The organism is Streptomyces sp. V4I8 (assembly GCF_041261225.1).
Classification (GTDB): Bacteria; Actinomycetota; Actinomycetes; order Streptomycetales; family Streptomycetaceae; genus Streptomyces.
The window spans coordinates 885,683-911,996 of the sequence record NZ_JBGCCN010000001.1 but is presented as its reverse complement, the minus strand read 5'-3'; the positions used below and the strand labels follow the sequence as shown (position 1 = coordinate 911,996).

Sequence of the window (26,314 nt, the reverse complement as noted above, 5' to 3'; positions counted from 1 at the left end):
AGGTCCGTGCCCGATGGGCACAGCAAAGCAGATCACGAGGGGGGCGTGACCGGCGGGTGCGGCCGCATCCCGAACAGGAACCGCGTCAGCCGCGTCCTGCGCACCACGCACTCGTACAGCACGAAAATCACCGCCAGCGAACCGGCCACGATCACCGCGTACTTGATCACGATCGGCGCGGACCAGCCGACGACGCCGTACGCGAGAGCGACCACGACCGGCTGGTGCAGCACGTACAACGGCAGGGCGGCGAGCCCGAGATACACCATCGCGCGCGAGGGGGGCAGCCCGTCGCGTTCCCGTCCCTCGCGTTCCCGTCCCGCGCGTGGCCGGTCCAGCAGCCCCAGGATCGCCACGACCCAGCACCAGCCCGCCGCCCCGAACACCGCCCGCGTCAGCAGGGCGAGGGCACCCCACTCGGTGAACGGGTCGTCCAGCGAGATGAACCCGGGCGCCGCCCCCGCGAACAGGACTAGCCCGGCCACACCCACCGGCACGGTGAGCCGGCGCAGCGCGGCCCGGACGCGTTCGTCGTCGGCGAGGGCGTAACCGCAGAGGAAGAACACCAGGTAGGCCCAGCGGTTCCAGCCCGCGAAGCCCTCCTCCATCCCCAGGAACGCGTTGATCGCGGCGAGCGGCAGGATCGGCAGGAGGAGCAGGGCAGGACGCCGCTCCACCGCCCCTCCCACGGGCTCCGACCAGGCCGCCAACGGCGTCGCGACCGGGGCGAGGAGCAGGCTGAAGACGAGGAGGAGCACGACGAACCACAGATGGCCGGTCTCGAAGTGCTCCCCGTCGAGGACGAAGGGGAAGTCGGCCGCGTCCGGGCCGACGGTGAGGAAGCGGGACCAGAAGCGCCCGTACGACTCGTCGTAGCCGGGGTCGGCGGCCCGCAGCCGCAGCCACTGGGGGAGCGGGCACAGGACGAGGGTCGCGAAGACCAGCGGAACGCCCAGCCGCAGTAGACGTTCACGGCTGAAGCGGGCGGGTCCGCGTCGGCGGATCGAGTACCGGGAACCGAGCCCGGCGACGAGGAACAGCATGGGCATCGCCCACACGACCCCGAACCCGGCGAGCACGGTGACGGCACCGGTCGTCTCCGCGTTCTTTACGTAGAAGTCGTCGTCCGGCGAGAAGACGAGGGCGGAGTGGAAGAAGACCAGCCCGAGGACGACGAAGGCCCGCAGCGCGTCCAGTTCGCCGCGCCGGGGAGCGGTGGCGGGTGCCTGCGTCTGAGCGCTCACCCGGACCAGTGTGGGGGCAGGGGAGGGCCTCGCCCAGAGGAAGGACTGCCTCCGGCACCGTCCGCCGGAGGCAGCCCCCCGCGTGCACCCGACGCGGCCGCCTCTCCGCCTCAGTGCACGCCGTGCGGCCGGAACTGCACACTGATGCGCGGTCCCGTGGCGCGTGTGGTCTTCGGTATCGAGTGTTCCCAGGTCCGCTGGCAGGAGCCGCCCATCACGATGAGGTCGCCGTGCCCCAGCGGACGGCGCACCGTCTCGCCGCCGCGCGCCGGGCGTAGCAGCAGATCCCGGGGTGCGCCCACGGAGAGGATGGCGACCATCGTGTCCTCGCGCGCGCCACGCCCGATCCGGTCCCCGTGCCAGGCGACGCTGTCCCGGCCGTCGCGGTAGTAGCAGAGCCCGGCCGTGGTGAACGGTTCGCCCAGCTCCTCGGCGTAGTGCGCGGACAGCGTGTCGCGGGCCTCCGCGAGGACGGGATGGGGGAGCCGGTCGTCGGCGCCGTAGAAGGAGAGCAGTCGAGGTACGTCGACCACGTGGTCGTACATCGTCCGCCGCTCGGCACGCCAGGGAACCTCGGCGGCGAGCTGTTCGAACAGGACGTCGGCCCCGCTCAGCCAGCCGGGCAGCACGTCGATCCAGGCGCCGGGGGAGAGCCGGGTACGGCGGATGCCGACGAGGGACCCGAGTCGCAGCTCGTCGGTCTGGTCGAAGAGGGAGCCCTGGAGGTGCGTGGCCATGGTTCCAGCGTACCCGCTAATCGAAAATCTGTTCCTATCCACTCTCCTCAGTTTTCGACCGAGTTCCCGGCCTTCTCTTTGGATACATTCGTGTATCGGATACATTCACGTATCGAACGGAGGCCGGGACATGGCGGTGAGGGAAACGACCGGGCGCGTCACCAAGCGCCGCGTCCGCACGCGCGCCAACCTGCTCGACGCCGCGTTCGCCGTGTTCGCCGCCAAGGGGTTCGGCCGGGTCTCCATCGAGGAGGTCTGCGAGGCCGCCGGCTACAGCAGGGGCGCCTTCTACTCCAACTTCGACAGCCTGGACGAGCTGTTCTTCGCCCTCTACCAGCAGCGCGCGGACCTGATCGCCGAGCAGGTGTCCGGCGCGCTCGCCCTCGACGGTCCCGACCTGGACGTGCCCGCCGCCGTGGACCGGGTGACCGAGGTGCTGCTGCTCGACCGGGACTGGCTGCTGGTGAAGACGGACTTCCTGGTGCACGCCGCGCGTGACCAGGCCGTCGCGCGCACCCTGCTGGAACACCGCGCCCGGCTGCGCGAGGCGATCGCCGACCGGCTCGCCCGGGCGCGAGGGCACACCGCACTGCCCGCCCTGCTCGGCGACATCGACGGCGCCGCCCACGCCGTGGTCGCCGCGTACGACGGAGTCACCACCCAACTGCTGCTGGACGGGGACGTCGAGCGCGCTCGTGTCTGGCTGGGGCAACTGCTCACCGCGCTGCTCACCGACGGCAGCGACACCACACCGAGCGACACCACACCGAGCGACACCACACCATGAGGACATGAGGAAGGGACGGTCGCCATGGATGCCGACGTCATCGTCGTCGGAGCGGGACTCGCGGGCCTGGTCGCCGCGAGCGAACTGACCAGCCGGGGCCGCAGGGTCGCGCTGGTGGACCAGGAGAACGCGGCCAACCTCGGCGGGCAGGCCTTCTGGTCCTTCGGCGGGCTCTTCCTCGTCGACTCCCCGGAGCAGCGGCGCCTGGGTATCAAGGACTCCCTCGACCTGGCCTGGAACGACTGGCAGGGCAGCGCCCAGTTCGACCGGGTCGACGACGAGGACTCCTGGGCGGTGCGCTGGGCCCGCGCGTACGTCGAGTTCGCGGCCGGCGAGAAGCGGGCCTGGCTGGACGGGCACGGCATCAAGTTCCTGCCCACGGTGGGCTGGGCGGAGCGCGGCGACCTGCGCGCCCACGGCCACGGCAACTCCGTGCCCCGCTTCCACATCGCCTGGGGCACCGGCACCGGCGTCGTGGAGCCGTTCGTCCGGTACGCCAAGCAGGCCGCGCGCGACGGGCTGCTCACGTTCTACCACCGGCACCAGGTCGACGAGCTGGTCATCGAGGAGGGCGCGGCGCGCGGTGTGCGCGGCACGGTCCTGGCCGACGACCACTCGCCCCGGGGCGTCGCCTCCAACCGCGACCGCGTCGGCGAGTTCGAGCTCACCGCCCAGGCCGTCGTCGTCACCACCGGCGGCATCGGCGCCAACCACGACATCGTCCGCCGCTACTGGCCCGAACGCCTCGGCACCCCGCCCGCCGAGATGGTCACCGGCGTCCCCGCCTACGTCGACGGACGCATGCTCGACATCAGCGCGGAGGCGGGCGTACGGCTGGTCAACCGCGACCGTATGTGGCACTACACGGAGGGCCTGCAGAACTGGGACCCGATCTGGCCCGGCCACGGCATCCGCATCCTGCCCGGCCCGTCCTCCCTGTGGTTCGACGCCCTCGGCCGCCGGCTGCCCGACCCGTGCCTGCCGGGCTACGACACCCTCGGCACCCTCAAGCACCTGCGCACCGACGCGGACATCGCCGGCCACGACCACTCCTGGTTCATCCTCAGCCAGAGGATCATCGAGAAGGAGTTCGCGCTGTCGGGCTCCGAGCAGAACCCCGACATCACCGCCAAGGACCGCGCCGGGTTCCTCAAGGAGCGGGTGCTCGGCAAGGGCGCCCCGGGGCCGGTGGCGGCGTTCCTGCGCAACGGCGCGGACTTCGTGACCGCCGCGAACCTGGAGCAACTGGTCGAGAAGATGAACCAGTTGACGGACAAGCCGCTCCTCGACGCGGAGGGCATCCGGCGCCAGATCGAGGCCCGTGACCTTCAGATCGCCAACCCGTACAGCAAGGACTCCCAGGTCCAGGGCATCCGCAACGCCCGCCGCTACATCGGCGACCGCCTCGGCCGGGTCGCCACCCCGCACCGCATCCTCGACCCCGCGGCCGGCCCCCTCATCGGCGTCAAGCTGCACATCCTGACCCGCAAGACCCTCGGCGGCATCCAGACCGACCTCGACTCACGCGCCCTCGGCTCCGACGGCACCCCCATCGACGGCCTGTACGCGGCCGGCGAGGTCGCCGGATTCGGCGGCGGCGGTGTCCACGGCTACAACGCCCTGGAGGGCACCTTCCTCGGCGGCTGCCTCTTCTCGGGCCGCACGGCGGGCCGGACGGCGGCGCGGCAGACGGGCTGACGGCGGCGTACGGCCCGTCTCCTCACCCCCCCGGGCTTAGGCCCGTCTCCTCACCTGCGAAGGAGGCGTCACGCCTGAAGGAGACGGGCCAGTACGGAGGCGTGACTCCGCTCGGGGGACTTGGACGACGTCAGCAGGGTCACGTCGCCCTTGTTCGCCAACTCCCGCACATGGTCGACGAGTTCGGCCGCCTCGGGCGCGGCCAGCTCCGCCTCGTACCGCTCGGCGAACTCCTCGTACGACCTCTCGTCCGCGTGATACCAGCGGCGCAGCTCGGTGGACGGGGTGAGCCCCTTGGGCCACTCGTCCACACGGGCCGCGTCCTTCGACAGACCGCGCGGCCACAGCCGGTCGATCAGGACGCGCACACCGTCCTCCGGCTCGGGTGCTTCGTAGACACGACGGATCCGAACGCTCATGGCCGGGCCTTTCTCGGGTGCGGAGGGCAACCCGTCGCAGCCGACGAGTTCCTCACCCAGTGTCGGCCAAGGTCGACGCCTGATCACGTACAAGACCCGTGTCCCGCCGCTCCGCCGGCTATCCGGCCCGCCGCCGCAGGGCCCGCCGTTCGGTCTCGCTCGTGCCGCCCCACACCCCGATGAACTGACCGGTGTCGACCGCCCAGCGCAGACACTGCTCCTGGACCGAGCAGCGCCGGCACACCGCCTTCGCCTGCTCCGTCTGGAGCAGGGTCGGTCCGGACGTGCCGATCGGGAAGAAGAGGTCGGGGTCCTCATGGCGGCAGGCAGCGTGGTCTCGCCAGTCGTCCATCAAAGTCACCTGCGATCGTCGTATGTGCCCTCGGTGGATGCATTACTCGGTTTCGAGTCGCCTGTCGATGCGTGAGTGAAACCCCGTGAGGCACCGGCGAAATCCGGTCACTGTTCGCGCATGCCCCACGGGGAGCCGTACGCCGTCAGCAGATCCAGGAAGGGCCGGGCCGGGAAGGCCTCCGGGCCCAGCACGCCCGCGCCGGACCAGGCGCCGGTCGCGAGGAGTTCGAGCGCGACGACCGGGTTGACGGCGGTCTGCCACACCACGGCCTGGGAGCCGTACTCCGCCATGGACCACTGGTTGTCCACCACGTGGTACAGGTACACCTCGCGCGGCTTCCCGTCCTTGACGCCCCGCACCCAGGTGCCCGCGCAGGTCTTGCCGTGCATCCGCTCGCCCAGCGTCGCCGGGTCCGGCAGACACGCGGCGACGACGTCCCGGGGCGAGACCCGCACCGGCCCGGAGGCGCTCGGCACGGTCACCGGTTCGGTGCGGTCCAGGCCGAGCAGGTGCAGCGTCTTCAGCGTGTCGATGAACTCCTCACCCAGGCCGTACTTGAAGGTCACCCGGCGCGCGTCGACCCAGCGCGGCACCAGGAGCACCTCCTCGTGCTCCACGTTCACGCACTCGACCGGGCCGATGCCCTCGGGAAAGTCGAACACCTCGGGCTCGCTGAACGGCTCGGTGGTGAACCAGCCGCGGCCGGTCTCGTAGACCACGGGCGGATTGAGGCACTCCTCGATCGTGGTCCAGATACTGAAGGACGGCGCGAAGTCGTAGCCGTCGACGGTGAGGTTCGCGCCGTCACGGATGCCGATCTCCTCGATCTCGTCGAAGAGCTCGTCCGCCGCGTGCCGGGCGAACACGTCCGACAGCCCCGGTTCCACGCCCATGCCGACGAGGGCCAGCGCGCCCGCCTTCTCCCAGTCGGCAGCCTGCTCGAACTGGGCGTCGCCCAGCTTGACCCCGCACTCCGCGTACGGGCGCTCCGCGTGCGGCCGGGACAGCGACATCGCCATGTCGACATACGTGGCGTCGGCCGTGCGCGCCGCCTGGAACAGCGGCATCACGAACCGCGGGTCGGTGGCGTTGAGGAGCACGTCGCACGCGTGCCGCTCCAGCAGCGCCGCCACCGCCGCCTCGTCGCTCGCGTCGACGCGCTCGGCCCGAAACCGTGCGTCCCCGCCGAGCGCCGCCACGGCCGCCTCGGCCCGCGCCAGGTCGTAGTCGGCGACGACCATCGCCTCGAAGAACGGACGCCGGGCCGCGATCCGGGTGATGGCCGTACCGACCCCGCCGGCTCCCACAAGCAGTACACGCATGACAAGACTCCCTCGACTCGAAGAGCTACGACGTGGTGGGGCCCCGCCGGAGATACAACGCGGTCCGTTCACGTAAGGTCAATGGCGTTGGCATAAGAACGGAGGGACGCAGGCCATGGTGCCGAAACCGGTCGTTCCGGAGGAGAAGCGGCGCCGACGCCGTCCCACGAAAAGCGGCACCGTCCTCTCGGAGCGGCTGATCGTCGAGACGGCGCTGCGCATGCTGCGTGAACACGGCAGCGCCGGCCTCACCGCCCGCCGCCTCGGCCTGGCCCTCGACGCCGACCCCAGCACGCTGTACCGGTACTTCCGCGGCATGGACGACCTGACCCTGGCCATCGGGGACGCCCTCATGGGCCAGGCGCTGGACGGCTGGGAGCGGACGGGGGAGTGGCGGGAGGACCTGCGCGCGGTGGGGCTGCGCATCCATGCCGCGTATGTGGCCCATCCGCAGGCCGCCGCGCTGACGACGAGCCGGGTCACCGGGCGGGCCAACGAACTCGCCGCGGACGAGGCCGTGTTGGACGTCCTGCGCACGGCAGGGTTCTCGCTGACGGACACCGTGCGGATCTATCACGCCTTCATCGACCAGACGCTGGCCTTCGCCGCGCTCGACGCGGCGTCGCTGGCGCTGCCGAGCGAGGCGCTGCGCGCTGACGAGGGGATGTGGCGGTCGACGTATGCTCGGCTGCCCCGTGCGGCTTATCCGCGGATTGCCGAGGCGGCGCCGTTGCTGGCGGCGCGGATGGTGGACAGCGCGTATCCGGCGGCGTTGGAGATGCTGTTGGACAGCGCGGCGGCTCAGTTGTAGCGGCGCCGCACATCGATACAGCCCCGCGCCCCTCAGGGCGTTGCGGAACGGCCCCGACCTGCTCAGCCGCGCAGCGCCTCCGCCGCCCTTGCTGCCACCGCCTCCGTCACCGCCGCCAGTGCCGGTGAGTCCAGTTTCCACTGTTGCCAGTACAGGGGGACGTCGACCGGGTGTTCCGGGGCGAGCTGTACGAGGCGGCCGGCCCTCACCAGCGGGTCCAGCTGTACCTCGGGGATCATGCCCCAGCCCAGTCCGGCGACCACGGCGGACAGGAACCCCTCCGACGTGGGCACCAGGTGCCGTACGTCACTCGCGCCGGTGCGGCTGCGCCGGAGCCGGCGGACGAACGCGTCCTGGAGGTCGTCGCTCCGGTCGAAGGTCAGCACGGGCGCCCGCAGGAGCGCGTCCCGCAGTGCGCCGCCGAGGTGGCGCTCGGCGAACTCGGGGCTCGCCGCGGCCAGATAGCGCATCCGGCCCAGCGGACGCACGGAGCAGCCCGCCACCGGGTCGGGCGAGGAGGTCACCGCGGCCATCACCAGTCCCTCCCGCAGCAGCGTCGCCGTACGGCTCTCGTCCTCCCGCCGCAGTTCGAAGCAGAGCCGGGGTTCCGCCGGTACACGTGTGAGGGCGGCCAGGAACCAGGTCGCCAGCGAGTCGGCGTTGACCGCGATCGACACCCGCGTCGCGTCCCCGGCGTCGTCCATGCCCAGCTCGGCCCGCGCATCGCGCTCCAGCCGGGCCAGCTGGCGGGCGAACCGGACCACCACCGCGCCCGACTCGGTGGGCCGTACCGGTTTCGTGCGCACCAGCAGCACCCGGCCCGTGCGCTGCTCCAGCGCTTTCACGCGCTGGCTCACCGCGGACGGCGTCACATGCAGCGCGGCGGCGGCGGCGTCGAAGGTGCCCTCGTCCACCACCGCGAGCAGCGTCCGCACCTGGTCGAGAGGAAGCTCGGTCAGCTCGGTCTTCACGAGAGCTAATGATACGTAAGAATCTTTAGCTGTACGCCAGGAGATCGTTTCCTTAGCGTGAACGGCATGACAAACGCCTTGACCACCGCGGCCGCCGGCTTCGGCACCGGCCTCTCCCTGATCGTCGCCATCGGGGCGCAGAACGCCTTCGTTCTGCGCCAGGGCATCCGCCGCGACGCGGTCCTCGCCGTCGTCGGCATCTGCGCCCTGTCCGACGCGCTCCTCATCACGCTGGGTGTGGCCGGCGTCGGCGCGGTGGTCGTGGCGTGGCCGGGGGTGCTGACGGCGGTCGCCTGGGTCGGCGGGGCGTTCCTGCTCTGCTACGGCGCTCTCGCCGCCCGCCGGGTCTTCAGGCCGGCCGGTGCTCTGGTGACGGAGGGCGACGCCGCGGGATCACGGCGGCGGGCGGTGCTGACCTGCCTCGCGATGACCTGGCTCAACCCGCACGTCTACCTCGACACCGTCTTCCTGCTCGGCACGGTCGCCGCCGACCGTGGCCCGATGCGCTGGACGTTCGGCCTCGGTGCCGCGCTCGCCAGCCTGTGCTGGTTCGTCGCGCTCGGCTTCGGGGCGCGGCTGCTCAGCCGCCATCTCGCCAAGCCGACCGCCTGGCGCGTCCTGGACGGACTGGTCGCCGCGACGATGATCGCCCTGGGCGTCGGTCTCATCGCCGGAAGCTGAGACGCGGATCCCAACACCCGGCCGGTGCTGCGATAGTGATCCCCGGACGAGAAAGATGTAACGAGCATCCAGGAAGCGCGTGGACACCAGCGAGAGCAGCACCGAACCACAGGATCCACTGGAGAAGGACCCCTCCGCGGTGACACCCTGGCGGCGCGGCTGGCGCCGCTGGGCCATGGACACCCGGCCGCTGCGCCGCCCGGCCTACCGCCGTCTGTGGTCCTCGACCATCGTCACGGCCGTCGGCAGCCAGCTCACCGCGGTAGCGGTGCCCAAGCAGATCTACGACATCACCGGCTCGTCGGCGTGGGTCGGCGCGGCGAGCCTCGCCGGACTGCTGCCACTGGTGGTGTTCGCGCTGTGGGGCGGGGCCGTCGCCGACAGCATGGACCGGCGCAAGCTGCTGCTGATCACCAACAGCGGCATCGCGGTCACCTCGGTGCTGTTCTGGCTCCAGGCCGTCACCGGCCTGGAGTCGGTGGTGGTGCTGATGGTGCTGCTCGCCGTCCAGCAGGCGTTCTGGGGGCTCAACGCCCCGGCCCGCAACGCCTCCATCGCCCGGCTGGTGCCCGCCGACGAGCTGACCGCCGCGAACGCCCTCGGCTCGACGGTCATGCAGACCGGCCAGGTGGTCGGGCCCCTGCTGGCCGGCGTGCTCATACCCGTGATCGGCCTGGCCGAGCTGTACCTCATCGACGCGCTGGCCCTGTGCGTCACGGTCTGGGCGGTCGTACGGCTGCCCGCGCTGCCGCCCCTGACGGCCCCGGATGGCACCGCCAAACGCCGCGCGGGCGTACGGGAGATCGCGGACGGCTTCCGCTACATCGCCCTGCACAAGGTGCTGTTGCTGTCCTTCCTGGCCGACATCATCGCGATGGTCTTCGGCATGCCCCGCGCCCTGTTCCCGCAACTCGCGAGCGAGACCTACGGGTCGTACGGCGAAGGGCTCGCCCTCGGGCTGCTGTTCGCGGCGATCCCGATCGGCGCGGTGGCCGGCGGACTGTTCTCCGGCACGTTCTCCCGGGCCCGCCGGCACGGCTGGATGGTGATCGGGGCGGTCGTCGCCTGGGGTGCCGCCATCACCGGCTTCGGGCTGAGCGGCAGTCTGTGGCTCGCGGTGGTCTTCCTGGCCCTCGCCGGGGTCGCCGACATGGTCTCGATGGTCTTCCGCGGGGCGATCCTGCTGTCCGCCGCCAGTGACGAGATGCGCGGGCGGATGCAGGGCGTCTTCACGGTGGTCGTGGCGGGTGGGCCGCGCCTCGCCGACGTCCTGCACGGCACGGCGGGTTCGGCCTTCGGCGCGCGTACGGCGACCGTGGGCGGCGGACTGCTGGTCGTCGCCCTCATGCTCGGCCTGGCCGCGGCGGTGCCGGCCCTGCGCCGCTACCGCGTCTGAGGCTCAGAGCGCACTGCGCCGGTTCTGCCCGTACTGCTCCATCAGCCTGCCCCGTGTCAACTCCAGCCGGTGCGCGAGGATTTCGGCGACATGCCGCACCAGGGACATGCCGAGCCCCGGATCCTCCTCGCACAGCCGGAGCACCGCCGCCGCGTCGAACTCGTAGGCGCGCACGGGGCTGAAGGCCTCCGCTCCGAAGTCCCACTGGTACGGCGGGAACAGCCAGGACCAGCCGAGCAGATCGCCCGAGCCGAGGCTGGCCACGGTCACCCGCTGGATCGACGTCACGCGCTGGTCGAGGGAGACGGCCCCCGAGCGGATGACCCAGAAGCGGTCGGCCGTGCCGCCCGCCTCGAAGATCCGGGTGTCCTCCGGGAAGGAGACCTCCCGGGCGAGTGCCATCAGACGCTGGCGCTGAGGCGGCGGCAGGGCGGTCAGCAGTTTGATCGCTTTGGTCATGACACGGGGCTCCTCGCCGACGACTGAGGTTCCGGTGCTTCCCTGCGTCCATTTCAGCCGTTACCGGCGCGGTGAGCACCTCGGCGGAGGACGGTTTCGTCCGGGAGTTTGCGCGCGGCGGGGTGCCGAGGGCATTAAAAAGCCCTGGCTGGACGGGGGAGGCCAGCCAGGGCCGTAAGTGGTGGTGCGCGGGGGACGGAAACTGTCTACCCCGTGACCACGTATGTATGAACCGTAAACCATCTTGGAGGATTCTGCGTAACCAAGACCGGGGTACGTGACCCGTTTCACTCCGGTCCGGGTTTCAGGGGTGCTCGGAGTGCCTGCCCGGGGTCAGGATCTCCTCCAGCACCGTGATCACCGTTTCATAGGCCACCGTCCGTACGGCGGCGTCACGGGCCGCGTCGGGATCGGTCGACCTCAGCTGCTCGCTCCGGGCCCGCCAGGTCCGCTCCTCCTGCCGGGCACACGCCCTGGCACGCTGCATGCGCCGCAGCAGTTCGTCTGAGTCCACGACATCCGCCATGACATCCGCGTACCCGGTATCGCCCCGATGAGCCGTCATCGGTGCGATGCCTTCACGGGCCGTCCGATGCCTTCACCGGCACGCCCAGGGGACGGGCCAGACCGGCCACGCCCTCGTCGAGGCGTTGCAGATGCCGCAGGACCCGGTCGGTGACCCGGCCGTAGCGCGGCGCGCCGGGTACCGTGCGTCCCAGGAGCGAGGCGATGCTCGGACCGGTCTCGATCCCGGCCGTGGCGTGTTCGTCGGTGACGTGCGCGGCGATCGTCTCGATGTTGTGCGCGATGCGCCCCGCGGCCCGGCGCAACCGGGGATCCGCCGCGATCGACGGGTGCGTGGGCAGCAGCTCGGCGGTCGCCGCCAGGGAACGCGCGTGGTACGCGCAGGTCTCCAGCAGCGCGACGACATAGCGCGCGGTCTCGCGCCGGGCCCGCAGCGGCGTCACCGGATGCGTGAGCGGCTTGGTGGCGGCACGCAGGTCGGCCAGCGCCTGGTCCAGGTCCCGCGCCTTGTCGAGCAGCTCGACGGGCGGTCCGCCGCTGAGCTGCTCGACGGCGCTGCGGGTGACCTCGCCGAGCCGTTCCAGCACGGTGGCGAGGAGTTCGTTCGTACGGCGGTCCGTCTGCACCGGCAGCACCAGTGCGGCCGCGATCACCCCGCAGGCCGCGCCGAGCGCCGTCTCCTCGATGCGCAGCACGAGCACCGAGAGGCTGTAGGTGTGCAGCAGGGTGTAGAGCAGCCCCAGGGCGGCGGTAACGAAGAAGGACGACAGCGTGTAGGACAGCGGTGCCGAGTAGAACATCGCGAACACGAACAGCAGCACCAGCGCGAACGCCGTCCAGGTGTGCTGCCCGACGGCGCCCGCCAGCACGATGCCGGCCAGGACTCCGAGCACGGTGCCCAGCAGGCGGCGGTAGCCCTTGACCAGGATCTCGCCCGTGGACGCGGTGTTGAGGAACACGATCCAGCAGGTCAGCACGGCCCAGTACCAGCGGTCCCGGGACAGCAGCTCGCCGCCGACCATGGCCAGTGTCGACCCGACGGCCACCTGCACGGCGGCACGCGTGGTGGGCCGGCGCAGCCCGGAGCGTTCCTCCGAGGGCTCCTCCTCGTCGGCGTCGAGCACGGCGTCCTCCGCGTCCAGCTCCTCGCGTGAGCGCGCCGTGGCCGGGCTGTCGTCCGACTCGTCCTGGGTCCCGCCGAGCGCGATCCGCAGCCCGAGGACCGCGCGGGCGGCCTCGCCGACGGCCCGGAAGGCGTCCTGTACGGCGGGGGAGGCGTCGGGCAGGTTCTCCTCGTCGCGGTAGCCGAGGAGCCGGTTGCGGAGGTGGGACAGCGCGGTTCCGGAGGTCTCGCCGACCGGGTGCAGGACGAGCAGGCGCAGGGCCTCCAGGTCGCGGCGCAGCGTGACGGTCTCCTCCTCCCGTACGGGCTGTCGCCCACCGGAGGGGACGGGCGCGCCCGGCAGATGCAGGGCCAGCGTGTCCGCCCGCTCGGCGCCACGCGCGGCCAGCAGCGACAGCCCCAGGCGCTCGGCGGCGATCTCGGCGTCCGCGACACGCCGTTGGACGAGCCGGGCCACGGCCTCGTCCGTCGTCCCCTCCGCCAGTCGGCTCTGGATCAGCAGGGCCGTCTCGTGCAGGCGCGCGGTGCCCTCGCGCACCCGCTCAAGGGCCCGGTCCGCCTCCTGCGGACCGGCGCCGAGCAGCTCGAGCTGCGCCGACAGCAGCTGGGCCAGCCGGGCGCGGAAGGCCTTGCGCAGCCGCTCCAGCACCCCCGTCGGCGTCTCGGGAACCACGGCGAAACGCACCAGCGCGCTGCACCCGAAGGCCACGGTGACCGCACCGTACAGCTCGGGCAGTCCGGAGACCGTGGCGCCGACGAACAGGGACACGAAGTAGATCTGGAAGCCGATCAGGCCGAGCGCGGTGCCGCGGTCGCCGAACCTGCGGCCGTAGACGGCACAGAAGATGAGCAGGACGAAGAACGCGTCGCCGGCCACGACGTCGCTGTGCAGAACCGCCGCCAGGGTCATGGACGCCAGCGCCACCGGGAGGCCCAGGGCGAGCGTGACCGCCTGCTGCCCGCGCTGCTTCTCCCGGATGGCGAAGGTGGCGACCATCGCCGCCAGGGCCCCGGCGACCAGGTGGGTCACATCGGTGCCCAGCAGGGCGAGCACGGCGACCGCGAGGGCGATCGCGCCCGCCGTGCGCAGCCCCGCGGTCAGCCGCAGCAGCCCGGGGTCGGACGCCGCGAGGCGGTCCCGCAGTCGCGCCCGGACCGGCTGTCCCGCTGCCCTCACGCCGCCGTACTCTCTCCCGCTCTCGCCCTTTTCACGCCGCGAGCCGCGGCTGCGCCGGGACTGTCCCCGTCACTCGGCCGTCCCCTCGGACGCCTCGGCCCCGTCCTTCCCGTCGACGCGCGCCCGCAGCTGCTCCGGCGTCAGATACGCGTGGACGAACTCGAAGTCCTTCAGCTTGGCCGGACTGCGGGACTGGAATCCCGTACGCACGAAATCGTCCCCGGCGACGGCGTTGAGCAGCCAGTTCGTCAAGACGCGCGTCTTGGCGACGTTGGTGCGCAGAGCCGACCAGTGGTAGCCGCGGGCGACGGCCATCGCGGGCAGGCCCTTCAGTTCGACACCGAGGGGCTTGGAGACGGCGTCGCGGCCGCCGAGGTCGACGACCAGGCCGAGGTCCTTGTGCTCGTACGGCCGCAGCGGCTGGTCGCGCAGGGCCGCGATGACGTTGTCGGCCACGACCTTGCCCTGGCGCATGGCGTGCTGGGCGGTGGGCGGGCAGACCGCGCCCTCCTCGCCCTTGGCCACGTCGGGTACGGCGGCGGCGTCACCCAGCGCGAACACGCCGTCGTGGCCGGGCAGGTTCATCTCGGCGGTCACCGCCAGGCGGCCCCGCACCGTCTCCGCGCCCAGCGTGCCGATCAGCGGACTGGCGACGACACCGGCGGTCCAGATCAGCGTCCGGGTGGGGATCACCCGGCCGTCGGTGAAGGTGACCTCCTCGGGACCCGCCTTCGCGATGGACACGCCCAGGGAGATCTCGATACCGCGCTTGCGCAGGATGTCCTGGGCCGCGCTGCCCAGCTTCTCGCCGAGTTCTGGCATCAGCCTCGGCGCGATGTCGATCAGATGCCACTTGATCAGCTTCGGGTCGAGCCGAGGATAGCGCTTGACCGCGTTGTGGGTCAGCTGCTGCAGACACGCGGCGGTCTCGGTGCCCGCGTAACCGCCGCCGACCACCACGAACTGCAGCCGTGCCGCGCGCTCGTCCGGATCCTGGCTGGCGTCGGCGAGGTCCAGTTGGGAGATGACGTGGTCGCGAACGTAGGCCGCCTCCGCGAGGGTCTTCATGCCGTACGCGTTGTCGGTGAGCCCGGGGATGTCGAACGTGCGGGTGATGCTGCCGGGTGCCAGCACGATGTAGTCGTACGGCTCGTTGACGATCACATCGGTGATGGTGCGGATCACGCAGACCTTGGCCGCGAGGTCCACGCCGATGGCGCCGCCCGGGATGATCCGGGTGCGGTACCTGCGGCTGCGGCGCAAGGACACGGCGATCGACTGGGGCGTCAGGACGCCGGAGGCGACCTGGGGCAGCAGTGGGAGGTAGAGCTGGTAGGAGGACGGCGTCACCAAGGTGATCTCGGCCTCGTCGGGGGAGAGTTTGCGTTCCAGCCGGCGAACGCATCCGACTCCGGCGAAGCCTGCGCCAACCACCAGGATCCTGGGTCGTGTCACGGTGATCTTCCCTTCTGCGGCTCCAGGCGGGCTGCCTGACGTCGTTCGCCTGCCCCTGGATCGCGACTTCGCACGCCTCGATCCCACCGCGCCACCGGCCGTTCCGCCAGCCGGGTGCGGCAGGCAGATGAACCCGTCGACAGCCACCCTGCCCCAACCCACGCGGGGGCACACCGGTTCGGAAGCGAAAGACATGTACGCGTGATCTCTTGACGGTTGATTGGTCTGGACCTAGCCTCCCAGTCGCTCGTCCAAGTCAGGGGCCGTGGTTCATGTACATGACCGAGTGCCTGACGTACGGTCCCCCCACACCCGACAGGAGGCAGGATGCTCATACGCCTGCGCACCCTCACCGTCGCCACGACGCTGTGCGCCACCTCCCTGCTCGCCGCCCCGCACGCGTTCGCCGAGGTCGAGCCCGGTGGCTGGCAGTCGGTGTCACCCACCTACACCGTGCAGGAGCGCGGCTGCGGCCAGGTCGACGGCCTGACCTTCCGGCTCACCTGCTCCACCGCCAGCGGCGACCAACGGGCTGAACGCCGCTACGCCACCTACACCGGAGGAACGCGCCAGTTCGAAGGCCACTTCCGCATCACCAGCCTCAGCGGCACCCGGATCAGCCTCAAGCAGACCTTCAACGACTCGGCCCCCGGCCCGTACTTCATGCTCGCCGTCGAGCGCGGCGGCCGGCTCTACGCGGTGCACGGCGGCGCCACCCTCTCGAACGCCGGGACCGTCGGCGCGACCGTCCGCGTCAACACCGTCCACCAGGTCGGCGTCGAGCACCGCACCTACATCAACGGCTCGCTCAAGCACACCTACGCCAGCCCCGACGGCAGCTTCTACGACAAGTTCGGCGCCTACCGCACCAACAGCGGCAGCGGGCAGGCCACCGTGGAGTGGAGCAACATCCGCTTCTGGCGCAAGTAGCGGCCGCCGTATGCGAGGAAAGGCGCGCATCGCGGTGTCGGCAGCGCTGATCCTGGCGCTGCCGGCCTGCTCGGCAGGCGCCACCGCCCCGGAACGGCCCCTGCGCGGTGTCCTCACGACACCCACCGACATCGACCTCCACTGGCGGGACACACGGCCCGGAATCGCGGGCCATGTCCTGGAGTTCGCCACCGAGGAGGCCGGCCCGTACACCGTCCTGGGGTACCTCGCCCCCCAGGTGACGAGCTACCGGCACCCCGACCTCCTGCCGCACACCACCTTCTCCTACCGGCTGCGGTCCTACCGCGGCCCCACCGTCCGCCCGGTCCGGACCGACCTGGCGGACGGCCTCCGCTTCACCTGGACCGACAATTCCCCGGACGAGGACGGCTTCCTCCTGGAGATCCGCAAGAGGAACAGCCACCGGTACGACCCCGTCGCCGTCCTCGCCCCGAACACCGAGGCCACCGCGTTCGTCCCGCTGCCGGACGAACGGCACGCCGCCTACCGCGTCCGCGCCTTCGTCCTCGGCGAGCAGTCGAATGTCGTACGACTCACCACGGGCGAGTAGACGCGGTGCGAGTAGACGCGGTCCGAGTAGACGCCGGCGCGGGGACGCGGTCGGGCGGACGCGCTCAGCCGAAGACGTTGTCCGCGTCGTCCCAGTGCGCCAGTTCCTCCGCCATCTGCTCCCGGGGCGCCCGCGAGCGCGCCTGGTACATGGCGTCGATCTGCAGCGCGTAGTGCCGCACGATCGCGTCCCGGCGCAGTTTCATCGACGGCGTCAGCAAGCCGCTGGCCACGTCGAACGGCGCAGGCAGCACCCGGAACACCCGGATGGACTCCGGGCGCGACACCGCGCTGTTGGCGGCGGCCACGGCCCGGGTGAGCTCCTCACGCAGCGCGTTCTCCTCCCGCGCCTCCCGGATCCGCGCGTCGCTGCGCACCGCGAGGGAATCCCGCCAGTACGCCAGGAAATCCGGGTCCAGGGTGATCAGGGCCCCCACACAAGGCCGGTTGTCACCCACGACCACCGCCTGATGGACCAGCGGATGCATCCTCAGGCGCTGCTCCAGGAGCGCCGGGGAGACGCTCTTGCCGCTGCTCGTGATGATGACGTCCTTCTTGCGGCCGGTGATCGTGAGATAGCCGTCGGAGTCCAGCCGCCCCAGGTCACCGGTGGCCAGCCAGCCGCCGCGCAGCGCCGCCCGCGTCGAGGCCTCGTCATGGAGGTAGCCCTGGAACACCGAGGGCCCGCGCACCAGGATCTCCCCGTCGTCGGCCACCCGGATGTCCGTGCCCGGCAGCGCCTGCCCGACCGTCCCCGACATCTCCTGGCCCACCGGCTGCGCCGTCACTCCGCCACAGGTCTCGGTGAGACCGTAACCGTCGTTCACATAGATGCCGATGCCCTCGTAGAACAGGGAGAGCTCACGGTTCAGGGGCGAGCCGCCGGACGTCGCCCGGCACACCCGGCCGCCCAGCGCGGCCCGCAGCTTGCGGTACACCGTCCGCTCGTACAGGGCGTGTTGGAGCCGCAGATCGAAGCCGGGCCCGGGCCCGCCGCCCAGCCGGTGCCGTTCGAGTGCCGCCGCGAAGTCCCGCGCGGTGTCCGCGGCCCGCTCGAACAGGGCGCCGCGGCCGGCCTGTTGGGCCGTGCGCAGGAAATTCTTGTAGATCTTCTCGAAGATCGACGGTACGGCGCAGAAGTAGGTCGGCCGGAAGGTGCGCAGCGCCGACGACAGCGCCGCCTCGCTCAGGTCGGGCTCGTGCGCCATCAGCATGCCGCCACGGACGCACAGACTCTGCACCAGGAGGCCGTACACATGGGAGAAGGGCAGGAAGGCGAGGACCGAGCCCTGCTGTTCGCCGGGTGGGATCACCGTGTGGCCCCAGCCGGCGAGGAGCGTGTCGCAAGAGCTCGCGAGTGCGCGGTGGCTCAGCGCGCACCCCAGGGGGCGACCGGTCGTCCCGGAGGTGTACATGACCGCCGCCGTGGAGTCCGGCAGCACGATCCGGCGCAGGGACTCGACCGTGGCGAGGGGCACGAACTCACCCCGCTCGACGAGCTGCTCGAGTCCTCCCGCGTCCAGCTGCCAGACATGGCGCAGTTGCGGCAGCGCTCCGCACACGGAGCCCACCGTCATGACCGTCTGCTCGTCCTCGACCACGACGGCCACGCACGCGGCGTCCCGCAGGATCCACTCGACCTGGTCGCGCGACGACGTCGGATAGATCGGGACCACCTCGGCGCCCACCGCCCAGAGCGCGTAGCTGAGCACCGTCCACTCGTACCGCGTGCGCGCCATGATGGCCACGCGGTGGCCCGGTGAGATCCCGGACGCGATCAGCCCCTTGGCCAGATCGGTCACTTCGTCACGCAGTTCGACGGCGGTCACCTCCTCCCAGGTGGTGGAGGAGGCGTCGGGGCGGCGCGCGAGCAACGGCAGTGTGGGATCGAGGGCCGCCGTCTCGAAGACGCTGTCGGCGAGCCCGCCGATCAAGGGTTTGACGGTCGGGGGAGCGAGGCCGAGGTCGCGCATGCGCTGCTCCTGTTGTGTACCGGGTGTGACATCACCGATGAGTACTGTTATCGGCGGTGCCCGAATCTAGCCCAGCTGAGAGCGCGTGGTGTCGAGAACTGACAATTGACCTCGTTCGGTGATCTCCGCTCGGTCAGGGCGCCAGCCACACCGTGGCGAGCGGAGGCAACGTCAGCCGAATGTGCCCGTCCTCCGGTTTGAGCGGCTCGGGGTTGGTGACGGCGCTCCCGCCGTAGTGCGCGGCGTCGGTGTTGAGGGTCTCGTGCCAGGCGTCGATGTGGTCCGGCACCCACAGGCGGTAGTCGTCACGGACGACGGGGGAGAAGTTGGAGACGGCGAGCAGGACGTCGCCGTCGGCGCCGAACCGCAGGAAGGCGAAGACGTTGTCGTCGGCGGCGTCCCCGACGACCCACTGGAACCCGGACGGGTCGGTGTCCCGCTCCCAGAGGGCCGGAGTGGCCCGGTACAGCGTGTTGAGGTCACGGACCAGGTCCTGCACGCCCCGATGGTCGCCCGCGGACGCGTACCCGGGATCCAGCAGCCACCACTCTGGACCGTGCGCCTCGGACCACTCGGCGCCCTGGGCGAACTCCTGCCCCATGAACAGGAGCTGCTTGCCCGGATGGGCCCACATGAAGCCCAGGTAGGCGCGGTGGTTGGCGCGCCGCTGCCACCAGTCGCCGGGCATCTTGGAGACCAGCGCCTGCTTGCCGTGCACGACCTCGTCGTGGGAGATGGGCAGGACGTAGTTCTCGCTGTAGGCGTACACCATCGAGAAGGTCATCTCGTTGTGGTGGTACTTGCGGTGCACCGGCTCCTTGGCGATGTACTGGAGCGAGTCGTGCATCCAGCCCATGTTCCACTTCAGCCCGAACCCCAGCCCGCCGCTGTCGGTCGGCTGCGTCACCCCGCCCCAGGCCGTGGACTCCTCCGCGATCGTGACGACGCCAGGGTTGCGCCGGTACACGGTCGCGTTCATCTCCTGCAGGAACGCCATCGCGTCCAGGTCCTCCCGCCCGCCGTAGGCGTTCGGCGCCCACTGCCCGGAGTCCCGCGAGTAGTCGAGGTAGAGCATCGAGGCGACGGCGTCCACCCGGAGCCCGTCGATGTGGAACTCCTCGCACCAGTACGTGGCGTTGGCGACGAGGAAGTTGCGCACCTCGGTGCGGCCGTAGTCGAACTCGAACGTCCCCCAGTCCGGGTGCTCGGCCCGCCGCGCGTCCCCGGGTTCGTACAGCGGATCCCCGTCGAAGCGGGCCAGTGCCCAGTCGTCCTTGGGGAAGTGGGCCGGCACCCAGTCCACGATCACCCCGATGCCGGCCTGGTGCAGGGCGTCCACCAGGTACTTGAAGTCGTCCGGCGTACCGAGCCGGGAGGCCGGCGCGTAGAAGCCGGTGACCTGGTAGCCCCACGACCCGGCGAAGGGGTGCTGGGCGACCGGCATGAACTCGACATGGGTGAAGCCGAGCTCCTCGACATACCCGGGCAGCTCCTCGGCGAGCTGCCGGTACGTCAGGCCGGGACGCCAGGACGGGAGATGCACCTCGTAGACCGAGAAGGGAGCCTGGTGCACCGGCACGTCACCCCGGTGCGCCATCCAGTGCTCGTCGCCCCACTCGTAGTGCGAGGCGTGCACGATCGACGCCGTGTCCGGCGGGACCTCCGCACGGCGGGCCATCGGGTCGGCCTTGAGGAACCGGCCGCCGTACCGGGACGTGATCTCGAACTTGTACCGCGTGCCCTCGCCGATGCCCGGCAGGAACAGCTCCCACACCCCGGACGCCCCCAGGGAGCGCATCGGGAACGCCGTCCCGTCCCAGCAGGTGAAGTCCCCGGCGACCCGGACACCCTGGGCGTTGGGCGCCCACACGGTGAACCGGGTGCCGGCCACCCCCTGATGGATCATCGGCTCGGCGCCGAGCGCCTTCCACAGCTCCTCGTGCCGGCCCTCGCGGATGAGGTGCAGGTCGAGCTCGCCGAGGGCGGGCAGGAAGCGGTACGGATCGTGGACCTCACGCTCGTCGGACCCGTCCTCGGCGTACGACACCAGCAGCGTGTACGCCGGGATCGCGTCCAGGGGCAGTACGCCGGAGAACAGGCCGCCGCCCTCCGAGACCAGCCCCGTACGCTCACCGTCGACCACCACGCTCACCGCCCGCGCGAACGGGCGCAGCGCCCGGAAGGCGACCCCGCCCGGGACCGGATGGGCCCCGAGCAGCGCGTGCGGATCGTGGTGGGCGCCCGACAGCAGGCGATCACGCTCGGCCGGTTCCAGCGGAGGCGCGGCGGCGCGCCCGCCGGGGCCGGCCGACTCGGGGCGCGAGGTCTCGTGCAGGGCCATGGGTCAGGCTCCTCTCACGGCGAGGCGTTCGATCGCCGCCATTGGTACGGGCAACCAGTCGGGTCGGTGCCGGGCCTCGTACAGGACCTCGTACACGGCGCGGTCGGTCTCATACGCACGCAGCAAGCCGTGCTTCTTGCGCGGGTCCCACCCGGCGAGGCCGGCATAGCCCGCGCAGTAGGCCTCCCGGCAGCGGCGCGCCCACTCCGGACGCCATGGACGGCGCTGCCGTGCGGCGTAGTCGAAGGAGCGCAGCATGCCGGCGATGTCGCGCACCGGCGAGTGGACGCCCCGCCGCTCGGCGAGCGGGCGGGACGGTTCGCCCTCGAAGTCGATGACGAACCACTCCCGGCCGGCCCGCAGCACCTGACCCAGGTGCAGGTCACCGTGGATGCGCTGGGCGGGCGGCCCGGGATCACAGCCGGCGAGGGCACCGAAGGCGGTACGCAGGCCGGGGACGTACGGCTGGAGCGCGGGGACGAAGTGCGCGGCGAGCTCCAGGCGCTCGGTCATCGCCGCCGCCATCCGGCCGTTCTCTCCGCGCGACAGCGACGGGAAGGCCGACGCCAGCGCCAGGTGCACCTCCGCCGTCGCCCGCCCCAGCTGCCGGGCCTCCGCCGTGAAGTCGCCGCCCGACGCCAGCGCGTCGAGCGCCAGCGTCCAGCCGTCCGAGGCGTCCCGCAGGAACGGCTGCAGCACGCCGAGCGTGGCCTCCCAGGGATGCGTCGTCCGGAACCAGGCCACCGGGGCCGGTACCCGACCGCAGCCCTGCCCGGCCAGCGCGCCGGACAGCTCCAGGTCGGGGTTGACGCCGGGCTGGATGCGCCGGAACAGCTTGAGGATGAACGTATCGCCGTACACCAGCGAGGAGTTCGACTGCTCGGCGTCCAGCACCCGGGGCACCAGCCCGGCCGGCACCGACACGGACGGGTCCGCCTCGAAGCACAGCGGGCCCGACGCGCCCGGATGCCGCAGCCGCTCCAGCAGCAGCTGGGCCGACCGGGGGTCCTGCAACGCGTCGAAGACCGTCAGACCGGCCAACGGGCCCTCCTCCGCACGGCCGATGAGCGCCCGGCCGAGCCGCGGCGACAGGTGTTGCCGTACGCCGAGCAGCAGCTGGTAGCAGTCGCCGGCCGGGGGAGCGCCGCCGGGCGCGGGCACCGCCGAGTGACCGGCGTGCACCAGCAGATGCAGACAGCCCGGGAACAGCTCGGTCATCGACAGCAGCGCGAGGTCCGTGACGGGCCGGTCCTTGCCCGCGAACCAGCGCTGCCGTGGCAGCCACTCGCGCAGCAGCCCGGCGAGCGAGGCCATGGGGCTCGCGTCGGCCGTACGGCTCGATCGGGGAGATGCGGTCTTCTGCATGGTGACCCGTCCTTTCCTCGGCACGGACTCGGAGCACACGCTCAAAGCCGTCGGCCGATGCGGGATGCGACTCGGGAGAGCCGGAACCAGTAGAAGCCGTGGCCCCCGAGGGTCAGCAGATACGGCAGCTCGCCGATCGCCGGGAAGCGGACCCCGCCGAACAGCTCCACCGGATGACGTCCGCTGAATTCACGCAGGTCGAGTTCGGTGGGCTGCGCGAAGCGCGCGAAGTTGTTGACGCACAGCACGAGGTCGTCCTCGTATTCGCGCAGGAAGGCGAGCACCGCCGGGTTGGAGGACTGGAGTTCCGTATAGGAGCCGAGTCCGAAGGCCGGGTTCTGCTTGCGGATCTCGATCATGCGGCGCGTCCAGTGCAGGAGAGAGGACGGCGAGGCCATCGAGGCCTCGACGTTCGTCACCTGGTAGCCGTAGACCGGGTCCATGATCGTGGGCAGGAACAGCCGTCCCGGGTCACTCGACGAGAATCCGGCGTTGCGGTCCGGGGTCCACTGCATGGGTGTGCGGACGGCGTCGCGGTCGCCGAGCCAGATGTTGTCGCCCATGCCGATCTCGTCGCCGTAGTAGAGGATCGGGCTGCCCGGCAGGGCCAGCAGCAGGGCGGTGAACAGCTCGATCGAGTGCCGGTCGTTGTCGAGGAGCGGGGCCAGTCGGCGCCGGATGCCGATGTTGGCGCGCATGCGGGGGTCCTTGGCGTATTCCGCCCACATGTAGTCGCGTTCCTCGTCGGTGACCATTTCGAGGGTCAGCTCGTCGTGGTTGCGCAGGAAGATGCCCCACTGGCAGCCGGAGGGGATGGCCGGTGTCTTGGCGAGGATTTCCGAGACCGGATAGCGGGATTCCCGCCGTACGGCCATGAAGATGCGGGGCATGACCGGGAAGTGGAAGGCCATGTGGCATTCGTCGCCACCGTTTTGGTAATCACCGAAGTAGTCGACGACGTCCTCGGGCCACTGGTTCGCTTCGGCCAGCAGCACGGTGTCCGGATACATCGCGTCGATCTCACGCCGGACACGCCTGAGGAATTCGTGGGTCGCGGGAAGATTCTCGCAGTTCGTGCCCTCCTCCGCGTACAGATAGGGCACGGCATCGAGCCGGAATCCGTCGATACCGAGGTCCAGCCAGAAGCGCAGGGCGGCCAGGATCTCCTCCTGGACGGCCGGGTTCTCGTAGTTGAGGTCCGGCTGGTGGGAGAAGAAGCGGTGGAAGAAGTACTGCCCACGGACCGGGTCGTACGTCCAGTTGGACGCTTCGGTGTCGACGAAGATGATGCGGGCGTCGGCGTACTGCTTGTCGTCGTCGGCCCACATGTAGTAGTCGCCGTAGGGGCCGTCGGGGTCTTTCCTCGATTCCTGGAACCACGGGTGCTGGTCGCTGGTGTGGTTCATGACGAAGTCGATGATGACGCGCATGCCGCGTTGGTGGGCGGAGTCCACGAATTCGACGAAGTCGGCGAGGTCGCCGAACTCGGGCAGCACGGAGGTGTAGTCGGAGACGTCGTAGCCGCCGTCGCGCAGGGGTGATTTGAAGAAGGGCGGCAGCCACAGGCAGTCGACGCCGAGCCATTGCAGGTAGTCGAGTTTGGCGGTCAGGCCTTTGAGGTCGCCGATGCCGTCACCGTTGCTGTCCTGGAAGGAGCGGACCAGGACCTCGTAGAAGACGGCGCGCTTGAACCAGTCCGGGTCACGGTCCCTGGCAGGCGTGTCCTCGAAGGTGTCCAGCACGGGCTCGTTGACGGTCATGACGCTCAAGACCCTCCGATCTGCGGTGGCGATGCCTGGACGTGGAGCACGTGCGCGGGGGCCCTGCCGGGCTCCAGGCGTACGTAGTTGGTCCTGCCCCAGCGGAAGGTCTCACCCGTCAGTTCGTCGTGCACGGACAGGGAGGCATCCCAGTCCAGGCCGAGTTGCGGCATGTCCAACGAGACCGTGGCCTCCTGGGTGTGGTGGGGATCAAGGTTGGCGACCACCAGAACCGTGTCCGGGCCCGTGCGTTTGCTGTAGGCGATGAGCGCGTCGTTGTCGGTGTGGTGGAAGCGGAGGTTCCTGAGCCGGTGGAGGGCGGGGTGGCTCCTTCGGATGGCGTTGAGCTGGGTGATGAGGGGTGTGATGGTGCGGCCTTCGCGTTCGGCCGCGGCCCAGTCGCGGGGGCGGAGCTGGTACTTCTCGGAGTGGAGGTACTCCTCGCTGCCCTTGCGCAGGGGGGTGTTCTCGCACAGTTCGTAGCCGCTGTAGATGCCCCAGGTGGGGGAGAGGGTGGCGGCCAGGACGGCGCGCAGTTCGAAGGCGGGGCGGCCGCCGTGCTGGAGGAACTCGTGGAGGATGTCGGGGGTGTTGGCGAAGAAGTTCGGCCGCATGTAGGAGGCCGCCTCGCCGGAGAGTTCGGTGAGGTATTCGGTGAGTTCCTGCTTGGTGTTGCGCCAGGTGAAGTAGGTGTACGACTGCTGGAAGCCGGTCTGGGCCAGGCATGTAGGAGGCCGCCTCGCCGGAGAGTTCGGTGAGGTATTCGGTGAGTTCCTGCTTGGTGTTGCGCCAGGTGAAGTAGGTGTACGGGCCGCATGTAGGAGGGCCGCCTCGCCGAGAGTTCGTGAGGTATTCGTGAGTTCCTGCTTGGTGTTGCGCCAGGTGAAGTAGGTGTACGACTGCTGGAAGCCGGTCTGGGCCAGGGTGTGCATCATGGCCGGGCGGGTGAACGCCTCCGCCAGGAAGATCACGTCGGGGTCGGTGCGGTTGATGTCGGCGATGACCCGCTGCCAGAACACGACCGGTTTGGTGTGGGGGTTGTCCACGCGGAAGATCCGCACTCCGTGGGCCATCCAGTGCCGCAGCACCCGCAGGGTTTCCTGGATCAGGCCGTCCATGTCCGCGTCGAAGGCGATGGGGTAGATGTCCTGGTACTTCTTCGGCGGGTTCTCCGCGTACGCGATCGTGCCGTCGGGGCGGTGGTGGAACCACTCGGGGTGTTTTTGCACCCAGGGGTGGTCGGGGGAGCACTGCAGGGCGAAGTCGAGGGCGATCTCCAGGCCGAGTTCGCCGGCCTTCGCCACGAAGTGGTCGAAGTCCTCGATCGTGCCCAGGTCGGGGTGGATCGCGTCGTGGCCGCCCTCGGGGGAGCCGATCGCCCAGGGGACACCGACGTCGTCCGGGCCGGCGGACAGGGTGTTGTTCGGGCCCTTGCGGAAGGTGGTGCCGATCGGGTGGACGGGCGGCAGATAGACCACGTCGAAGCCCATCGCGGCGATCGCCGGCAACCGGCGCGCCGCGGTGCGGAAGGTGCCGTGGGGCTGCTGCGGCGTGCCCTCCGAACGCGGGAAGAACTCGTACCAGGAGCCGTAAAGGGCCCGCTCCCGCTCCACCAGCAACGGCAGCGGATCCGACGCCGTCACCAGATCCCGCAGCGGATACCGGCCCAGCACCGCGTCGACGTTCGCCGCGAACGCCGCTGCCAGCCGTGACTCGGGCGGGAGCGAGTCGTCCCGCAACGCGTCCGCGGCGGCCTGCACGGTCGCCCGCTGCGCGTCGTCGGGGACCCCGGCCGCCGCGCGCTCGTACAGCTCGCCGCCCGTCTCCAGGACCAGCCCGACGTCGATGCCGGCCGGGATCTTGATCCGGGCGTGGTGCCGCCAGGTGGCCACCGGGTCGCTCCAGGCCTCCACATGGAACGTCCAGCGGCCCACCGCCGACGGTGTCACCTTGGCGCCCCAGCGGTCGCTGCCCGGGGCGAGTTCGTGCATTGGCGTCCACGGGCCGGGACGGCCGTCCGGATCGGTCAGCACGACGTTGGCGGCCACGGCGTCATGACCCTCGCGGAACACGGTGGCCGAGACCTCGAAGGTCTCTCCCACGACCGCCTTCGCCGGATGCCTGCCGCACTCCACGGCCGGCCGCACGTCCCGTACCGGGATGCGGCCGATGGTCCCGGCGCCGACACCGGTCCTGCTCTTGGTCCTGCCCATGG

22 protein-coding genes are annotated in these 26,314 nt (G+C 70.8%); 7 read left to right on the top strand and 15 right to left on the bottom strand.

Features of this window, described 5'->3' with window-relative positions; translation table 11 throughout:
* Nucleotides 1-32: 32 nt before the first annotated feature.
* Together ABIE67_RS04180 and ABIE67_RS04175 are read right to left on the bottom strand one after the other, a co-directional pair.
* Complete coding sequence (locus tag ABIE67_RS04180) at nt 33-1,244, bottom strand: acyltransferase family protein (protein ID WP_370253288.1); 1,212 nt, start codon at nt 1,242-1,244, stop codon at nt 33-35.
* Between the two features lie 110 nt (nt 1,245-1,354).
* Nucleotides 1,355-1,981 (bottom strand): alpha-ketoglutarate-dependent dioxygenase AlkB, encoded by a 627-nt coding sequence (locus ABIE67_RS04175; protein ID WP_370253284.1) that lies wholly within the window; start codon nt 1,979-1,981, stop codon nt 1,355-1,357.
* Between the two features lie 130 nt (nt 1,982-2,111).
* On the opposite strand from ABIE67_RS04175, the gene ABIE67_RS04170 reads away from it, so the two are divergent.
* A complete protein-coding gene (locus ABIE67_RS04170; RefSeq protein ID WP_370253280.1) occupies nt 2,112-2,768 on the top strand; it encodes a TetR/AcrR family transcriptional regulator in 657 nt (218 codons plus the stop codon).
* 24 nt (nt 2,769-2,792) lie between these two features.
* Entirely contained in the window at nt 2,793-4,466 is a 1,674-nt protein-coding gene (locus tag ABIE67_RS04165) for an FAD-binding dehydrogenase (RefSeq protein ID WP_370253277.1), read from the top strand.
* A gap of 68 nt (nt 4,467-4,534) precedes the next feature.
* Here ABIE67_RS04165 and ABIE67_RS04160 read toward each other — a convergent pair whose 3' ends face one another.
* The 3 genes from ABIE67_RS04160 to ABIE67_RS04150 form a co-directional block, all read right to left on the bottom strand.
* Nucleotides 4,535-4,885, bottom strand: a complete 351-nt coding sequence (locus ABIE67_RS04160) for a DUF488 domain-containing protein (protein WP_370253273.1) — start codon at nt 4,883-4,885, stop codon at nt 4,535-4,537.
* Nucleotides 4,886-5,003: 118 nt separating this feature from the next.
* Nucleotides 5,004-5,237 (bottom strand): WhiB family transcriptional regulator, encoded by a 234-nt coding sequence (locus ABIE67_RS04155; protein WP_370253270.1) that lies wholly within the window; start codon nt 5,235-5,237, stop codon nt 5,004-5,006.
* A 107-nt stretch (nt 5,238-5,344) separates the two neighbouring features.
* Nucleotides 5,345-6,562, bottom strand: coding sequence for a saccharopine dehydrogenase family protein (locus ABIE67_RS04150; protein WP_370253268.1), 1,218 nt, complete (start codon nt 6,560-6,562; stop codon nt 5,345-5,347).
* Nucleotides 6,563-6,680: 118 nt separating this feature from the next.
* Here ABIE67_RS04150 and ABIE67_RS04145 point away from each other — a divergent pair, with 118 nt between their 5' ends.
* Entirely contained in the window at nt 6,681-7,373 is a 693-nt protein-coding gene (locus tag ABIE67_RS04145) for a TetR/AcrR family transcriptional regulator (RefSeq protein WP_370268175.1), read from the top strand.
* Nucleotides 7,374-7,435: 62 nt separating this feature from the next.
* On the opposite strand, the gene ABIE67_RS04140 is transcribed toward ABIE67_RS04145, so the two are convergent.
* Nucleotides 7,436-8,344: a LysR family transcriptional regulator ArgP gene (locus tag ABIE67_RS04140; RefSeq protein ID WP_370253266.1), complete on the bottom strand. Its 909-nt coding sequence runs from the start codon at nt 8,342-8,344 to the stop codon at nt 7,436-7,438.
* Nucleotides 8,345-8,410: 66 nt separating this feature from the next.
* Between ABIE67_RS04140 and ABIE67_RS04135 the strand changes: the two genes are divergently transcribed.
* The gene (locus ABIE67_RS04135; protein WP_370253264.1) at nt 8,411-9,025 is read left to right on the top strand and encodes a LysE/ArgO family amino acid transporter; all 615 of its coding nucleotides are present in this window, start codon (nt 8,411-8,413) and stop codon (nt 9,023-9,025) included.
* Nucleotides 9,026-9,104: 79 nt separating this feature from the next.
* Entirely contained in the window at nt 9,105-10,421 is a 1,317-nt protein-coding gene (locus tag ABIE67_RS04130) for an MFS transporter (protein ID WP_370253260.1), read from the top strand.
* Nucleotides 10,422-10,424: 3 nt separating this feature from the next.
* Here the strand turns inward: ABIE67_RS04130 and ABIE67_RS04125 are convergent, their stop codons facing one another.
* The 4 genes from ABIE67_RS04125 to ABIE67_RS04110 form a co-directional block, all read right to left on the bottom strand.
* Entirely contained in the window at nt 10,425-10,880 is a 456-nt protein-coding gene (locus ABIE67_RS04125) for a cyclic nucleotide-binding domain-containing protein (protein ID WP_370253256.1), read from the bottom strand.
* A 304-nt stretch (nt 10,881-11,184) separates the two neighbouring features.
* Entirely contained in the window at nt 11,185-11,406 is a 222-nt protein-coding gene (locus tag ABIE67_RS04120; protein ID WP_370253252.1) for a hypothetical protein, read from the bottom strand.
* A gap of 52 nt (nt 11,407-11,458) precedes the next feature.
* Complete coding sequence (locus ABIE67_RS04115; RefSeq protein WP_370253248.1) at nt 11,459-13,705, bottom strand: FUSC family protein; 2,247 nt, start codon at nt 13,703-13,705, stop codon at nt 11,459-11,461.
* 69 nt (nt 13,706-13,774) lie between these two features.
* Nucleotides 13,775-15,166 carry an NAD(P)/FAD-dependent oxidoreductase gene (locus ABIE67_RS04110; protein WP_370268170.1) on the bottom strand — a complete coding sequence of 464 codons (1,392 nt, stop codon included), beginning with the start codon at nt 15,164-15,166 and terminating at the stop codon, nt 13,775-13,777.
* 321 nt (nt 15,167-15,487) lie between these two features.
* On the opposite strand from ABIE67_RS04110, the gene ABIE67_RS04105 reads away from it, so the two are divergent.
* On the top strand, nt 15,488-16,090 hold the full coding sequence (locus tag ABIE67_RS04105; RefSeq protein ID WP_370253244.1) for a hypothetical protein: 603 nt from the start codon (nt 15,488-15,490) through the stop codon (nt 16,088-16,090).
* 10 nt (nt 16,091-16,100) lie between these two features.
* On the top strand, nt 16,101-16,661 hold the full coding sequence (locus tag ABIE67_RS04100) for a fibronectin type III domain-containing protein (protein ID WP_370253240.1): 561 nt from the start codon (nt 16,101-16,103) through the stop codon (nt 16,659-16,661).
* 64 nt (nt 16,662-16,725) lie between these two features.
* On the opposite strand, the gene ABIE67_RS04095 is transcribed toward ABIE67_RS04100, so the two are convergent.
* The 5 genes from ABIE67_RS04095 to ABIE67_RS04075 all read right to left on the bottom strand — a co-directional run bounded on the left by ABIE67_RS04095 (nt 16,726) and on the right by ABIE67_RS04075 (nt 26,312).
* On the bottom strand, nt 16,726-18,633 hold the full coding sequence (locus ABIE67_RS04095) for a long-chain fatty acid--CoA ligase (protein ID WP_370253236.1): 1,908 nt from the start codon (nt 18,631-18,633) through the stop codon (nt 16,726-16,728).
* Between the two features lie 133 nt (nt 18,634-18,766).
* On the bottom strand, nt 18,767-20,974 hold the full coding sequence (gene glgB / locus ABIE67_RS04090) for a 1,4-alpha-glucan branching enzyme (protein WP_370253233.1): 2,208 nt from the start codon (nt 20,972-20,974) through the stop codon (nt 18,767-18,769).
* Between the two features lie 3 nt (nt 20,975-20,977).
* Complete coding sequence (locus tag ABIE67_RS04085) at nt 20,978-22,339, bottom strand: maltokinase (protein WP_370253229.1); 1,362 nt, start codon at nt 22,337-22,339, stop codon at nt 20,978-20,980.
* Between the two features lie 41 nt (nt 22,340-22,380).
* Nucleotides 22,381-24,099 carry a maltose alpha-D-glucosyltransferase gene (gene treS / locus ABIE67_RS04080; RefSeq protein WP_370253227.1) on the bottom strand — a complete coding sequence of 573 codons (1,719 nt, stop codon included), beginning with the start codon at nt 24,097-24,099 and terminating at the stop codon, nt 22,381-22,383.
* 5 nt (nt 24,100-24,104) lie between these two features.
* A complete protein-coding gene (locus ABIE67_RS04075) occupies nt 24,105-26,312 on the bottom strand; it encodes an alpha-1,4-glucan--maltose-1-phosphate maltosyltransferase (protein WP_370253225.1) in 2,208 nt (735 codons plus the stop codon).
* Nucleotides 26,313-26,314 lie beyond the last annotated feature (2 nt).